This window comes from Anaerobacillus sp. 63XJN7_5_ISO-PGPR-S23-430 (assembly GCF_056173695.1).
This window is the reverse complement of sequence record NZ_CM149686.1, coordinates 1,261,678-1,276,218: the sequence shown is the minus strand read 5'-3', so window position 1 is coordinate 1,276,218 and position 14,541 is coordinate 1,261,678. Positions and strand designations below refer to the sequence as shown.

15 protein-coding genes are annotated in these 14,541 nt (G+C 39.7%); 13 read left to right on the top strand and 2 right to left on the bottom strand.

The genetic code is table 11. The features are described from left to right. Positions 1-229 precede the first annotated feature (229 nt). From AC0VYJ_RS06970 to AC0VYJ_RS06930, 9 genes are all read left to right on the top strand, one after another. Positions 230-598 carry a YwqH-like family protein gene (locus AC0VYJ_RS06970; RefSeq protein ID WP_475366969.1) on the top strand — a complete coding sequence of 123 codons (369 nt, stop codon included), beginning with the start codon at positions 230-232 and terminating at the stop codon, positions 596-598. Then, positions 595-873, top strand: coding sequence for a DUF5344 family protein (locus AC0VYJ_RS06965; protein ID WP_475366968.1), 279 nt, complete (start codon positions 595-597; stop codon positions 871-873). The genes AC0VYJ_RS06970 and AC0VYJ_RS06965 overlap by 4 nt, the downstream gene beginning before the upstream one ends. A gap of 15 nt (positions 874-888) precedes the next feature. Then, positions 889-2,337, top strand: coding sequence for a T7SS effector LXG polymorphic toxin (locus tag AC0VYJ_RS06960; protein ID WP_475366967.1), 1,449 nt, complete (start codon positions 889-891; stop codon positions 2,335-2,337). A gap of 788 nt (positions 2,338-3,125) precedes the next feature. Continuing rightward, entirely contained in the window at positions 3,126-3,935 is an 810-nt protein-coding gene (locus tag AC0VYJ_RS06955) for a hypothetical protein (protein ID WP_475366966.1), read from the top strand. After that, on the top strand, positions 3,925-4,344 hold the full coding sequence (locus tag AC0VYJ_RS06950) for a hypothetical protein (protein ID WP_194220872.1): 420 nt from the start codon (positions 3,925-3,927) through the stop codon (positions 4,342-4,344). The genes AC0VYJ_RS06955 and AC0VYJ_RS06950 overlap by 11 nt, the downstream gene beginning before the upstream one ends. Positions 4,345-4,814: 470 nt before the next feature. After that, positions 4,815-6,353, top strand: a complete 1,539-nt coding sequence (istA, locus tag AC0VYJ_RS06945; RefSeq protein ID WP_475365777.1) for an IS21 family transposase — start codon at positions 4,815-4,817, stop codon at positions 6,351-6,353. Then, on the top strand, positions 6,350-7,105 hold the full coding sequence (gene istB, locus AC0VYJ_RS06940) for an IS21-like element helper ATPase IstB (RefSeq protein ID WP_475365776.1): 756 nt from the start codon (positions 6,350-6,352) through the stop codon (positions 7,103-7,105). The genes istA and istB overlap by 4 nt, the downstream gene beginning before the upstream one ends. A 140-nt stretch (positions 7,106-7,245) precedes the next feature. Next, complete coding sequence (locus AC0VYJ_RS06935; RefSeq protein WP_475366965.1) at positions 7,246-7,932, top strand: GntR family transcriptional regulator; 687 nt, start codon at positions 7,246-7,248, stop codon at positions 7,930-7,932. A 1-nt stretch (position 7,933) separates the two neighbouring features. Next, entirely contained in the window at positions 7,934-8,551 is a 618-nt protein-coding gene (locus AC0VYJ_RS06930; RefSeq protein ID WP_475366964.1) for a sterol desaturase family protein, read from the top strand. Between the two features lie 87 nt (positions 8,552-8,638). Here AC0VYJ_RS06930 and AC0VYJ_RS06925 read toward each other — a convergent pair whose 3' ends face one another. Together AC0VYJ_RS06925 and AC0VYJ_RS06920 are read right to left on the bottom strand one after the other, a co-directional pair. Continuing rightward, positions 8,639-8,911 carry a hypothetical protein gene (locus AC0VYJ_RS06925; RefSeq protein ID WP_475366963.1) on the bottom strand — a complete coding sequence of 91 codons (273 nt, stop codon included), beginning with the start codon at positions 8,909-8,911 and terminating at the stop codon, positions 8,639-8,641. A 125-nt stretch (positions 8,912-9,036) separates the two neighbouring features. Next, positions 9,037-9,813, bottom strand: coding sequence for a DUF2628 domain-containing protein (locus tag AC0VYJ_RS06920; protein ID WP_475366962.1), 777 nt, complete (start codon positions 9,811-9,813; stop codon positions 9,037-9,039). Positions 9,814-9,988: 175 nt separating this feature from the next. Here AC0VYJ_RS06920 and AC0VYJ_RS06915 point away from each other — a divergent pair, with 175 nt between their 5' ends. The 4 genes from AC0VYJ_RS06915 to AC0VYJ_RS06900 all read left to right on the top strand — a co-directional run bounded on the left by AC0VYJ_RS06915 (position 9,989) and on the right by AC0VYJ_RS06900 (position 14,475). Continuing rightward, complete coding sequence (locus AC0VYJ_RS06915; protein ID WP_475366961.1) at positions 9,989-10,672, top strand: response regulator; 684 nt, start codon at positions 9,989-9,991, stop codon at positions 10,670-10,672. After that, a complete protein-coding gene (locus tag AC0VYJ_RS06910) occupies positions 10,669-11,673 on the top strand; it encodes an ATP-binding protein (RefSeq protein WP_475366960.1) in 1,005 nt (334 codons plus the stop codon). Before AC0VYJ_RS06915 ends, AC0VYJ_RS06910 begins: the two co-directional genes overlap by 4 nt. 101 nt (positions 11,674-11,774) lie before the next feature. Then, positions 11,775-12,539, top strand: a complete 765-nt coding sequence (locus tag AC0VYJ_RS06905; protein WP_475366959.1) for an ABC transporter ATP-binding protein — start codon at positions 11,775-11,777, stop codon at positions 12,537-12,539. After that, entirely contained in the window at positions 12,529-14,475 is a 1,947-nt protein-coding gene (locus AC0VYJ_RS06900; protein ID WP_475366958.1) for an FtsX-like permease family protein, read from the top strand. Before AC0VYJ_RS06905 ends, AC0VYJ_RS06900 begins: the two co-directional genes overlap by 11 nt. Positions 14,476-14,541 lie beyond the last annotated feature (66 nt).

The following is a 14,541-nucleotide window of genomic DNA, read 5'->3' as shown; positions in this document are numbered from 1 at the left end:
AAGGCTACGTAAACTCTATGAAGCTATAAAAACCACCGATTAACACTATTACCATTTTTACAAAAATATGGTTACTAAGAATCAGAAAACGGGTATAGGTACAAGTACCCCGTACGTCAGTCTCACGAACAGGTAGAACAACCTATTTACCAGAACCCTTCCATTTGGTACCATATACTACTGCTTGAGTATGATTTTTCTTATCAACCATACAAAGGGGATAGCGCAAATGTCCTATTTATCTTATTTACAAACTGAAGTAGCGGAAAAACGAGCTCAGCTCATCCGCCTTCAAGCTAGTTTAACGAAGCTAGATGGGTTACAGAGTGAATTTCTCCAAAATAAACAGCTTGTCGATCAACCTGAGCTCTCCCCCGCTACATGGGCCGGGGAATTAGCGAACTCGTTCCAAAATATACGCGAAGATATGAAGATGGCTTATCAAGATTTATCGATCAATCAGTTAAACTTCGCACTTACGACAATGGAAAATAAAGCAGATTACCTTCGTCGTGAAATACAAGCATTGGAATTAAACATAATCCAAGAAAAACATCGTTTAGAAGAAGAAGCGAGGGAAAGGAGAAATGCAAATTGAGTAACGAATTGCTTGTAAAGTTCAGTGAAGTCGAACAATCGATCAGTCGCATTGAGAAGAGCTTGAACTCCTTTAACGCAGAGCTACCAAAGAACACCGGAGAAGGGAATACGCTAGACGTCGTAAACCGATTAAATGAGTTAAATCACATGCTAACAGAGGTCGGAAATGCCTACAAACAAATTCTCGCCGAGAACAACCAGACCGTACGAGATTCGGTTCAACAATTAGAGAACGCCGACAAAAAGCTCTCCTCCTCTATCCAATTACGTTAGGAGATGAATGCTATAATGAAGACCCTGGATGTCAAATCAATTGAAAATGGACTAATTGAAATAAAAGGAGGTCTTAAACAGCAAAAAGATCAAATAAGTAATATCCAATCTGCTATTCAAGACTTTATTTCTACTGAAGCGTCCTTCAAAGGAAAAGGAGGCCAATCAATAAGAGCTTTCTATAACGATGCACACCATTCATTTCTAGAATTTTATAACCAGGTAATAGAAACATATGAATCAACTTTGGACGATTTAAAGAATGAGATGGAATCTTACGAACCATCTTCGAATGGATTAATAAGAGAAAGCTTTCTAGGACAAGATTTAGAGACTGGATTAACATATGCAAAAGATACGGTAATCGATATTACCAATGATGCAAATCAAACGATTCATAGTGTAAATGACATCATCTCAATACCACCTTTAGATGATAATAGATTCCATCAACAACTTAGATCGGCAAAGCAACATAAAGATGAAACAGTAGAAAAGTTATTTCAATTTGACCAAAATCAATGGATCTCTCTAGATAAAGTTGATCAAGATATCCAGTTAATGAATAAATATATTAATCAAATCCACGAACTTTTTGAAAGTGGACAATTATCAGTTGATACATATCAATCGAATAATGATTATAATCAAATTTCCGAAAAACCAATTATATCTACCGATGCTTTTTCTTCTATTACGAAACACCCTAGAGTCATATCAGATGGTGTAGGTATTTCCGATTTCAACAACGAGATGAATTGGGACCCTTCTCCTACTCTAGGTTTAAATTTTGAATCTTGGCGAGAGAATTCTATTAATGCGGCTACGAATCTTGGTGTAGCGACCGCTACCGGTTACACTACCGCAAAGAGTATTAATAAAAATTTTAAAGGCTTTGGGGTTAAAAGGGAATTCTACCTAACTGCCCAAGGTGCTACTAAAACAAGAATTCATGTGACGAATCCTGAATTAATGGGATTCAATAAGAAAACTTATTCTGGTACTAACGCTACCAATTATCCAAAACTTTATAAGTTAGTTGATCCTATGACAAACATTAAAGCATCCTTTAAATGGGCAGGAAATAGAATTGGTGTTGTGGGAGTAGCAGCCACTGTAACTGGTGATATTATTCATGGCATTCAACAAGAAAAAACAGCCAGCGAAATCGCCGGCAATGTAGCAGGGGATGTTGTAATTGCTGGGTCATCAATAGTAGCTTCAGCATATGCTGGTGCTCTTGCGGGAGGCGTTATTGGAGGTCCAGTTGGACTTGCAGTCGGAGCATTAGCTGGTGCGTTAGCAGGAATCTTCATTACTACTGCTTTGAGTGATCTTAAATTCATGGATGTTGATAATGATGGAGAATTGGACTCCATCGGTGATGCTATTAAGAAAGGTACAACTGCATTATTAGATGATATTGGAGAAGGTATTAATTCTATTGTGCCTTGGTTTGATTAATCAAATTTTAATCTATAACAAATGAGGTGACGACATTTGAAAAAAAGTAAAGACATCGACGAGTTCACATTTTCCTATATTAGTAAACTACAACTACCCAAAAATAATCGGCATTATATTTTTGGGTTCTTGTTTATTTACTTAGATATTATGGGGATTATCCCCTTGATAAGTGCTCCTTTTTCTATCCAATTATTTTGGGCTGGCATTATTCCTATCATAGCAATTAACCTTTGGGGACTTGTCTGCTTTATTGCTCCCTATAAATTTGAACATGCTTTCTACTTATTTTTTGGCGTTCTTGGATTAGTAACAACCTATATTTACTTTCTAGTTATTCAAAAGTTCCTATTCTTTAATATTGGTGTAAAACAAAACTACTACTTTTATATTGGGCTTGTAGCTATTATTTCGTTGCTATTATTCTTTCACATTTATTATAGGAAGATGTTAAAGAAACGGACTTTCCAAAAAAATCAAAAACAAGGAATTAAAATTAATGTTGCACCTATCGTAGTTATGTCCAGCTTCGGGTATATCATTGCACAGTTGTTAATGTCTTCGTTTGTCACTGATTCTCTTCAACTGATAGTACTTATATTAATATTAGCAATATTTACAGTGTTAACATCGTTCTTATCAACATGGATCCAGAAATATATTTTCATCAAGCAGAATTATGATACTGTTAAAAAATTACGTCCGGACTTTAATCTTTCGAAAAGTGAAAGGGAAAATTATATTAAGAACATGAGGTAAGGACTTTATATACTAAAAGGAGATAAGCTATGAAAACATGGACCCTATCCAAAAAAGAAATCTATTTAATAGTAAAATTTCTTGGAGGAAAAGTCTTAATTGGCATCTCTTCACCTTTTGATAATCCCAATGAAATGAAGCATGCTTGGGAAGAGACATTTAAAAAGCTTTATGCCAAAAATCTTGTGAATTATACAGATGAAGAATTGAAATTTGAAGAATCATTTATCCAAGCCATGTGGGTCTTGGCAAAAACAAATCTCATTGTAGAAATCACAACTGACCTAAAAGGACAGAGCTTATTCTATTTCGGTGATGATCATATTATTGAGTGTAAAAAACTCGATAACTGCAAATTTCAAGTATACGTTCATTCATCTCCAGACGTTACATGGAGACAAGTTATAGTGCCTCGTATGTTAATGGGCTTAGAACATTTACCAGATAGACTTAACCAAGAACTCCTCTTGGATCCAATTGATTATAATCAGTATATAATAAAGCGAAGGATACATAATGTTGATGAAGTTATACAAAATAACCAATTGAATAAAAACAGCATGCTACTTGCTCAATTCAAACGCGCTATTCAACGCTATCATTACTCTAATCGCTTGATCATATATTATAAACAAGATGATGTATGGAATATTGAGGGTGTACACGTCCTCTCTTCTCCTTCATATAACTGGACCCTAAAAATGATTAATCAAGATGGATGTGAGTGGCTTGAGGCAAAACAATCTTCAGGAACAAATCTACTACAGGAGATTCTTAGTGTAATGGAAAGAGTTAAAGTACCACCAAAAGTTAACAAGGAGAAAACCCATGGTATCTAATAAACCAAAAGGAAAAAAAGATCGTTTTTGTGTAGCTATTTTTACTAATCCTACTTGCAATGACGATCGATTCCATGATGAAATGTTTGATAAAATTGATCTAGTTGGTAATGTGGATGTTGTAACTGACGCTAATCTCATACCCAAATTTATTGAGATTTTGGAAAGGAAATTTCCAAACAAAAAAATCGTTACTGAAAGTTTCGCTGTATTAAAAATAGATCAGGAGCGAATCGATCAAGAAATATTGAAGATGGAAAAGAAATATAAGTGGAAGAGGTTTATTAACGCAATACCGGCGGATGAATATCTAGTAGTAAATCAACTAACTATGTTTGACTTTGAATATACTCTTTTGTATTCCACAAACATAGATGAGGTTCTTCAGTTTCTAGAGGAACGTAAATAAAGTAAAAAAACAATCGTATTAAAATTCCCTAATGATAAATAAGTGGTTGTTTAATTTTTTGTTATATTAAATTATTTTTTCCGTAGGAGATCTCTATTCTTTATATCCCAGAACATAAACACTCTGCAAAAGCCTCATCTGCAGAGTGTTTTTATTGCTAACTTTTAATTCCTTCCCGCTCCCACCTCTTCAAAAGAAAGAATCTTCAAACAAATACCACCCATCTTCCACTCTTTATACTATAATGGTATTACCAACAAAAACTCTGGTCTTACCAGAATTGAGGTGATCACTGAATATTGCATGGTGAATGAGCCACTTATGCGCAAAATTAAACCACCGATTGCGGAAGATAGAGCCACCATTTGCGGAGTAGAGTGCCACAAAAACATATTTTCACAATATACCTCCGGTATACTTAAGGGACATGCCTATAAAGCATGACACTTGTGTAGAAGGAGGATTTTTTTATGGTTAATTATCGGAAGATTCTGGGGATGGAGTTCGATGGCATAAGCCAGAGGACGATCAGTTCCAGTACCGGCCACTCGCGAAATACAATCGCTGAAGTTGTCCAGCGGGCTAAGGAAAGAGGGTTAAGGGGGTTAGAGGATTCCATGAATAATCAGTGGCTTGGGACTTACTTGTTCCCGGAGAAACAAGCAATTGAAAAGGGATACTGCCCCGTTGATTTTGAGTGGGTTCACAAAGAACTACAAAAGAAAAATGTCACCCTGACGCTTCTGCACAACGAATATGCAAGTGCAGCTAGAGAAGATGGAAAAGTCCCATATGCCTATCGGACATTCGCTGAAAAATATGGGAACTTCGCAAAGAAGCATAAGCTGACCATGCCAATTAGAAGAAAGCCAGGCGAGATTTTAGAGGTGGACTGGGCAGGAACGACGCTTAAAATCATGGATAATTCGACCGGAGAGGTTATACCAGCGTATGTGTTCATTGCCACTCTTCCCTACAGTCAGTTGAGTTATGTAGAGGCATTTCTTGATATGAAATCAACTTCCTGGCTGCGTGCACATATTCATGCATTCGAATATTTTGGAGGCGTTACCGAGGCATTGGTACCTGATAATTTGAAGACGGGCGTGACTAAGCCCCACCGGGGCGACCCAATGATCAATGAAGCTTACCGGGAATTAGCCGATTACTACCGGGCGGTTGTGGTGCCCAGTCGCGTCAGAAAGCCGAAAGACAAAGCGAGTGTAGAAGGAACTGTCGGATACATATCAAGGCAGATCATTGCATCATTACGAAACTATCAGTGTTTTCATCTCGAGGATTTGAATGCACGAATCTTTGAAAAGCTGGAAGAAATCAATACGATGAATTTCCAAAAGCGCGAGGGTTCTAGGTTCAAAGTGTTTGAAGAAGAGGAGAAGAGCCACCTTCATCCTCTACCTCCAACACGGTTCAAGATGACGGAATGGGCAACTGCCAAAGTTCAACCGAACTACCACGTTCAAGTGGACTATAAGTTCTATTCCGTCCCCTATGAATACGTCCGCGAGGATGTCGATGTCCGAATCACTGCGGATGTAATTGAATTGTACTTTAAAGATGTGCGGATTGCATCCCATCCACGTAAACAAAAATCAGAAGATTCGTATGCCACAAATCCGGATCACATGCCAGACCACCATCGGCTTTATCTCGATCACAATCCAGAAAACAACCGTAAATGGGCGAGGACTGTCGGACCGAATACGCAACGTCTGGTTGAACATATCTTGAAAACAAATGTTGAAAAGAAAGCTTTGAATATATTGAACGGATTGAGAAGTACAGCCTCTAAAAGAACGGAATCAGAGCTTGAGGAAGCGACCAAGACCTTACTGGAGATATCCTCCCATCCCACCGTTGCCGTTCTTAAAAGCATCTTGGAGAGGCAGAAGAAAAAGCAAGCGAACAAACAGCTAGTTGGGGAACCGCAGACAGAGGACTATGGTTTTACCAGAGGCGCTACCTATTTTGGGAGGGATAAAAAATGATCAACCAAGAAACCTTACGAAAGTTAATGGACATGAAGATGAGTGGAATGGCGGACTTATATCAACTACAGAATGAAAATAAAGACTTCCAAGGCATGGATTTTGATGATCGTTTTAACCTATTGGTGGATACGGAATATGATCGCAGAAGGTCGAATAAGTTAGACCGATTGATTAAACAAGCCACATTTGATGACTCGAGCGCAGCCGTTGAACTGATCGAGTATCACGCTGACCGTAAGTTGGATAAGCAGTTAATTTTAGAGCTGGCGTCCGGCACCTATCTTCAGAAGCATCATAATATTATCCTTATGGGCGCTTCAGGCAATGGAAAGACATGGATATCAAATGCTTTCGGCATTCAGGCCTGCCGGCAGTTCTACAAGGTGAAATATATCCGATTGCCCGAATTATTGGATGAACTCGCAGTTGCCAAACATGAGGCAGATGGAAGTTTTCGCAAACTGATTAAAAAGTACAGATCGATTGATTTATTGATATTGGATGAATGGCTCCTGAGTGAGCTGTCTCAAGATCAAGTACTCCACGTTTTAGAAATTATCGACGCGAGGCTCAAGCGGACTTCTACCATCTTTTGTTCCCAGTTCTCACCCGAAGGGTGGCATTCCAAACTCGGACAAGCCCAGGTAGCTGATGCGATTCTTGACCGGATTGTCCATGACTCTTATAAAATACTAATCGATGGCCACATATCAATGCGTGAAAGGCATAGTTTAGTCGCTCCTCGTTGACCATATTAAAGCAGAGAGTCACTAGTGAAATTTACCCGGTGGCTCTCTTCTATGCATTCACTGGCTCCATTCTCCGCAATTGATGGCTCAAAACTTCGCACAAGTGGCTTTTTCGTTCCGCAATACTCAGATCACACTCAATGAAAGAACGATCGTCCGAAAAAATCACTAAACAGCTCATACACTCTATTTTAGAACAAGAATGGGCGACAAACGATCCGCTCCCTCCTGAACGAGAACTTGCCTCTCACTATCAAGTAGGTCGCCCTACCATTCGTGAAGCCTTACAGAGACTAGAGCGAGACGGGTGGATTACGATTCGTAAAGGTGCGCCAGCGATTGTAAATGATTACTGGAAGCATGGCCATTTAATGACGATCGTGAACATCCTCCAGCACCACGAAGATATACCTGATGAGTTTATCGTTTACATGCTCGAGCTACGTATTACGTTAACACCTGCTTATGTCCGGGATGCTCTTCTTCATCACAGACTCCAAATCATTTCGCTTTTCATCCCACTTGAAGAGCTAACAGACGATCCGAAATCATACGCTAATTTTGATTGGAGTCTACAGAAAAACATTGCTGAGCTCTCACATAATCCCATCTTTCTTCTAATCCTTAATAGTTTTCAAGACATCTATGGCAAAATGGCTGAAAAGTACTTTCTAGACCCTTCTCATCGTCAAGCATCAAAGCACTATTATGAGCAGTTTCTCGAAGCTACGTTAAAAGGAGATCTTGATCACGCAGAGTCTCTGACGAAAGAGATGATGTCTACGAGCCTGGAACTCTGGAAAACGAAAATGAACGGGGGCATATAACTTGAAAGCAAAAGGATTGTATCGTGATTTTTTCTTCCACCTTGATATCTTGATCATGTTTATCCTATTTCTCATCGTTCTTGGCTTCTTACTGACAATGACCCTCTCTCACCTTGTCCCAGTGTTTATAATCATTGGGATTGTCACCTATATGTTTAGTGAATACCTCACACACCGCTTTTTGTTTCACATTAATACACCTAACAATCCATTACTTCTTAAGCTTATTAAACGGTTGCACTACGACCATCACAAAATGCCGAATGATCTCAAATTATTATTTCTACCGATCTGGTATAGCTTTCCGAATTTGCTGCTCCTTTGTTTGATCTTCTATGTCCTGTCTGGATCTCTACTGCTCTCACTTTCCTTTAGCACAGGATTGCTCGCTATGTTCTTCGTCTACGAATGGAAACATTACATTGCCCATCGACCGTTTAAGCCCAAAACAAGGTTTGGGCAGTGGATCAAGAAAACGCACATATTACATCATTATAAAAACGAAAATTATTGGTACGGTGTTTCTACTCCGTTTGTCGATGTGCTGTTTGGCACGTTCAAAAAGGAAAAGGATGTACAGATGAGTCAGACGGCGAAAGATTTAGAGCAGCGTCCGTAGATTTATTTTGCTGTCCTGCTTCACACCTTTTAAAATTACAAAGGGGCTGACATATGAATGTCAGCCCCTTTGTATGGATTCAATTTCTTATTGTTGACGCAATGTTTGACCACACGTCGTTAAGTCATGAGTGATTTGCTGAAGAATTTGCTCGCCCTCAAGACTTCCTGCTGTAGTTTGTTGAAGCTTCCTTTGGCACTCTCTGGCGACTTGCTCGGCACGAATTAACTCTCGCTCAACCTGTTGAGCTAAATTCAAATCTCCCCTTTGCCTCGCATCTATCAACTGCTGACGAATGGTTTCAATATCTCCGCATGCCTGATGGGCTTCTCGTAACACTTGCTGGTTTACTTCCTCCATATTACCCACTCCTTTAATCATCCGGTTTTTTCTTATTATTGATTAAAAGAGGAGAAATATGTAAATAAAAAAACAAATGTACGCGAAGGGGGTCAGGTACGCACCTGACCCCATCTCTCTTCCCTCTATTCCATTTTCGCCTCAATCTCTTCTTTAATTTCCATTGCTTCTTCATCCTCAGGTTCTAATCCAATGTATGTATTCATCTCACTTAACGCTTTTTCAAATTCTCCTTGCTCTTCATATAGAAGCGCCTTGTTAAAGTGAATAGATGGCACAGGTAAGTTGTCATTTTCGATGTCATTGTAAATGCCCATCGCTTCATCTAATTTACCTGAATCCTGTAACTCAGCAGCTTCTGTAAATTTAGGTTCCATGTAGGAATAGTAAACTTCCTCTTCTAGAGCCGCACTTCCAAAACCGCAGATCATCATGACGACCACAAATAGAAGCGCATATAACCAGCTCACGCCTCCACGCTTTTTAATCACGGCAAGACGCTCATCACGATCGGGATAAAGGTCTTTCAGCTTCTTTACTTTGCTTAACGCAAAATCAAAATAGAGCTTATTTCCAAACAGAGCCAAAACAATATAAGCAGGCGCTATCGTTGAACCGGGTAGTGCTTTCTTAAAAAACACAATCGATAAAACGTCCACTATGACGATAATACCGAGGAACAAGTATCCAAATACGTTCATTTTACGGTATGTAAACCAAAACAAGCTTAAGAAAAATGCTGCCCAGTTCCACGAAATAGGTGACTTCTTAGTCGATAACTTTTCCCACTTCTTTTTATAAATTTTATCCCTTTTACCCGTAAATACCAGCATCTCTTCACGTGTTTCTTCATCAAGCTCTGTCCACTTAATGTCATTCTTATTTCGATTGAACCAACTCATCGTACTCCCCCAATTCCTATTTTCATGCTTTTTAAGGATACGCTAGTCGTGAGTGCCTGTCACCACCCGGTTTTTGTTCTTTTTTGTCGAATCGATCATTTTCATTTCTATTATTTTTATTTACCATTTATTTGCTATAATCGACATAGATGACGAAGCAAAGTGTGGTGATTCAATGTTTAAGATTCTATTAATTGAAGATGATACATCCCTATTCCACGAAATCAAAGAGCGCCTCGAGCAATGGTCATATGAGGTCTATGGCATTAGCGATTTTAGTGAGGTGATGCAAGAATTTTCTACAGTGAAACCTGACCTAACAATTATTGATATACAACTCCCAAAGTTTGACGGCTTTCACTGGTGCAGAATGATTCGTGATCATTCAAATGTTCCGATCATCTTCCTCTCTTCTCGCGATCATCCAACTGATATGGTCATGTCGATGAACCTTGGGGCAGATGACTTTATCCAAAAGCCTTTCCACTTTGATGTCCTTGTTGCAAAAATTCAGGCTATACTCAGGCGCGTATACAATTACAATACTGAGACGAATACACTTAAAACCTGGAACGGTACCACCATTGATTCGGAGCGCAATCGGGTGACGTTTGATGAAAGTGCTATTGAGCTAACCAAAAATGAAATGATCATTCTCCTTATGCTTATTGAACGTAAAAACAAGATTGTTACCCGAGATGAGCTTATTAATCGTCTTTGGGACGATCAGCGTTTCGTTAGTGACAATACGCTCACGGTAAACGTAAACCGACTTAGGAAAAAATTAGCGGAGATCGATTTTGGTGACGCCATTCAAACAAAAGTAGGACAGGGCTATATGGCCATAGAAACGCCATGATATGGATGTTTTTAAAGGAACGCCGTAGCTGGATTGCTTTCTTTCTTTTCATAGAAGGGGCTTTTCTTTTCATTACCTTAATTGATCCGACGATCCCGTTCACGTCCGTTCTATATGCTGTCTTTTTAACCCTTCTCCTCTTCTTTCTTTTTCTACTATTACGTTTCGTGAAGGAAACGAAATTCTACAAAGAGCTGGAAGACCGGGATAACAACCATGATCTAACAAGTATTCCACAGGCCACCACCCCTTTTGAAAAAGTGGTAGAGCATGTCACGACAGATCAAATCGAGCAGCTTAGAAACGAAAGCAATCATATGAAACACCAGCTCGAAGTAGAGAAAGATGATCTTGTCGCCTGGATTCATGAAGTGAAAACGCCGCTTACAGCTCTTCATTTGCTGATTGAACGCGTCCAAGATCGAGAGCTAAATGAGCAGCTTACATATGAATGGCTTCGCATCCACTTTCTTCTTGATCAGCAGCTTCACCAGAAGCGGATGCCAGCGATTGAAAATGATCTGTATATCGAATGGGTTGACCTCCAAAAGATTCTGGTCAACGAAATTTCTCCACTACGTACATGGTGCAAACAGCGACGAATCGGCTTCGATCTTGACTTGCCTGTCAGTGAAATACTTAGCGACACCAAGTGGCTCTCCTTTATGCTTCGTCAACTACTGACAAACGCTGTTAAGTACAGCGAAAACAGTGACATCCGTATCACAAGCGGCAGGAATGGAAAAAAACCTTTCCTTACCATTGAGGACAAGGGACGCGGGATTATGAATCGTGATCTTCCTCGCATTTTTGAGAAAGGATTTACGTCGACTTCCAATCATGATGATTCAGCAGCATCTGGAATAGGCCTTTATCTCGTAAAAAAAGCTGCAGACTATCTGAAGATTACCATCGAGGTCGATTCAGAGCCCGGGAGCGGTACAGCTTTCACTCTTACCTTTCCGGAACTTAATGACTTTGAACAAATTCGAGGCATGTGACAACAATGTCACATGCCTTCTCTTATTGTTCGGCGAATCGAGGGAAAGAATTGCGCCTCCTTTTTATAATGAAACTATCACTTAAACATTGGAGGAATTGGATGACCACCGTACTTGAAGCAAGTAAAATTCAAAAAAGCTATGGAAATAAGTTTTTGAAGCAAGAAGTATTAATGGGTATCGACGTTTCGATCGAACGTGGGGAATTTATAAGTATCATGGGGGCATCAGGATCTGGAAAAACGACGCTATTAAACGTACTCTCTTCAATCGATCGGGTAAGTGGTGGCTCAATTAAAATTGAAGGCCAGGAAATGACAAAGCAAAAAGAAAAGCAGCTCGCTGAATTTCGAAAACGACATCTTGGCTTTATTTTTCAAGAATACAATCTCCTCGATACGTTAACTGTGAAAGAGAACGTCCTGCTTCCCCTATCGATTGCAAAAGTTTCCAAACAAGAGGCTACTGCAGCTTTTGAGGCTCTTGCAGGTGAGCTTGGCATTCATGATCTCCAGGATAAATACCCAAATGAACTATCAGGAGGACAAAAGCAGCGTACTTCTGCCGCTCGAGCGTTCGTTCATAATCCAAGCATTATCTTTGCTGACGAGCCTACTGGAGCACTCGATTCAAAGTCAGCTTCCGATCTTCTGAATAAGCTAAGCGACTTAAACGAAACGCGCGAAGCCACGATTGCAATGGTTACGCATGATCCCGTTGCAGCTAGCTACAGCAGTCGCGTCATCTTTATACGCGACGGCCGCATCTATACACAGCTCAATAAAGGGACGGAATCACGCCAATCGTTTCTAAAAGACATCATGAAGACTCAAGGCGTGCTCGGTGGTGTGCAGTATGAGCATTAATCACATAATTCGGAAGAACTTAAAGAAGAACATGAAAAACTATTATTTGTACGTCTTTGCCCTAATCTTTAGTGTCGGACTCTACTTTTCCTTCGTCACTCTTCAATATGACCCGGGTGTCGACAACATGGAAACTTCAGCTAAAATGACAGCCGCCATCCGAGCGGCTTCAATCATGCTTGTCGTGATCGTAACCGTTTTTCTCATATACGCAAACAGCATTTTTATTAAACAACGCGGAAAAGAAATCGGACTCTTTCAATTAATTGGCATGACAAAAGGTCGCATCTTCCGAATCTTAACCGTAGAAAATTTACTTATTTATATTGGCTCTATGAGTTTAGGTATTTTTGTCGGATTTGCATTTTCCAAGCTGATCCAAATGATCCTCTTCAAAGCTACTGGCATTGATGGAGTGGCAAGTCTGAACTTTTCCTCTGCTGCCCTGCTGCAAACAGTGATTGTTTTCTTCGCCATTTTCGGTATCATTTTGCTAACGAACTGGATCTTTATTAAAGCACAAAGTATTCTCTCTCTGTTCCACGTGACCTCTAAATCTGAAGAACGGATAAAGAACATTTCCATTCGAGAAATCATCATGGGTGTGCTTGGACTCATTCTAATTATTGCAGGTTATTACGTATCGAGCAGGCTGTTTGATGGCGATTTTTCAGCCATGAACGAACTTCTCTTTGCGATGGCCTTTATACTTGGCTCTGTTATTTTGGGAACATACCTTTTCTACAAAGGATCCATTCGATTCGTCGCCAACCTAATTCGGAAGCGTAAAGAAGGCTATCTGAACATTAATGATGTACTTTCTCTATCATCAATTATGTTTCGAATGAAATCCAACTCGCTTCTGCTTACAATTATTACAACTGTATCAGCACTCGCGATCGCTCTTTCTTCACTTAGCTATATTTCGTATTACTCCGCAGAAAAAACATCGAAACAAAACATTCCGGACCATTTCTCCCTTGCCGAGGAACAAAATGCGGCTATATTTGAAAAGGAATTGAAGGCTAGAGGCTATGATTTCACGACCAAAGAAATGGAAGTTCTTCAAGCGACCGTTTTGACAGAAGAAATCCTTACTAAACAACAGTCCGGGACGGCTTTTGATGCCTCCGAAATGGTGTTACCTGTCATTAGTGATCAAACACTTGAAGAAATAGATGTGTCTTCTAATGAAGCGGTTTTTACCGGATTTAGCAAAATTCTTGAATCCGTCATTCGTTTTGATAACGCTGGCGTCATTCAAATTAAAGGAAAAGAGAAAGTAATAGCTCAAGATTATCTTGGATTGAAAAGTGACTATATCCTCCCGTATTCTTATTCTGATGGTGGTCTACCTACGGTTGTAGTGGATGAAACGACCTTTGCTTCTCTTCAAAAAGATATGGATGAAGAAATACAAGATGAGCCTTTAACCTATTTTGGATATAACCTTGTAAATCAGTCAACGTTACCAGAAGCAACTGAGCTATTTCAGTCACTTTCCTTCGAACAGGACCAGGGGAACAGCTCTCAATATCAATCCTTTCAAGAGCAAAAGGAAAACATGGGTCTTATCATGTTTATCGTCGGATTTCTAGGACTTACCTTCCTGATCACGTCAGGATGTATCCTCTACTTTAAACAAATGAATGAAGGAGAAGAAGAACGTCCGAATTATACTGTTCTCAGAAAACTCGGTTTCACACAAGCAGATCTCTCACGTGGCATCCGCGGCAAGCAGCTTGTTAACTTCGGCATCCCCCTTGTTGTTGGACTTCTTCACGGCTACTTTGCCGTTCGTTCCGGCTGGTTCTTCTTTGGAACCGAATTGTATACGCCAATGCTGATCGTTATGGGAATTTATACGTTGCTTTATTCAATCTTCGGCGGGCTATCAGTCGTTTACTATAAAAAAGTTATACGTGAAGCACTATAAGAGAAAAGCGGATGGTGCCAGGCACCACCCGCTTTATGTCATAACATGTCGAACCAAACTGCTACT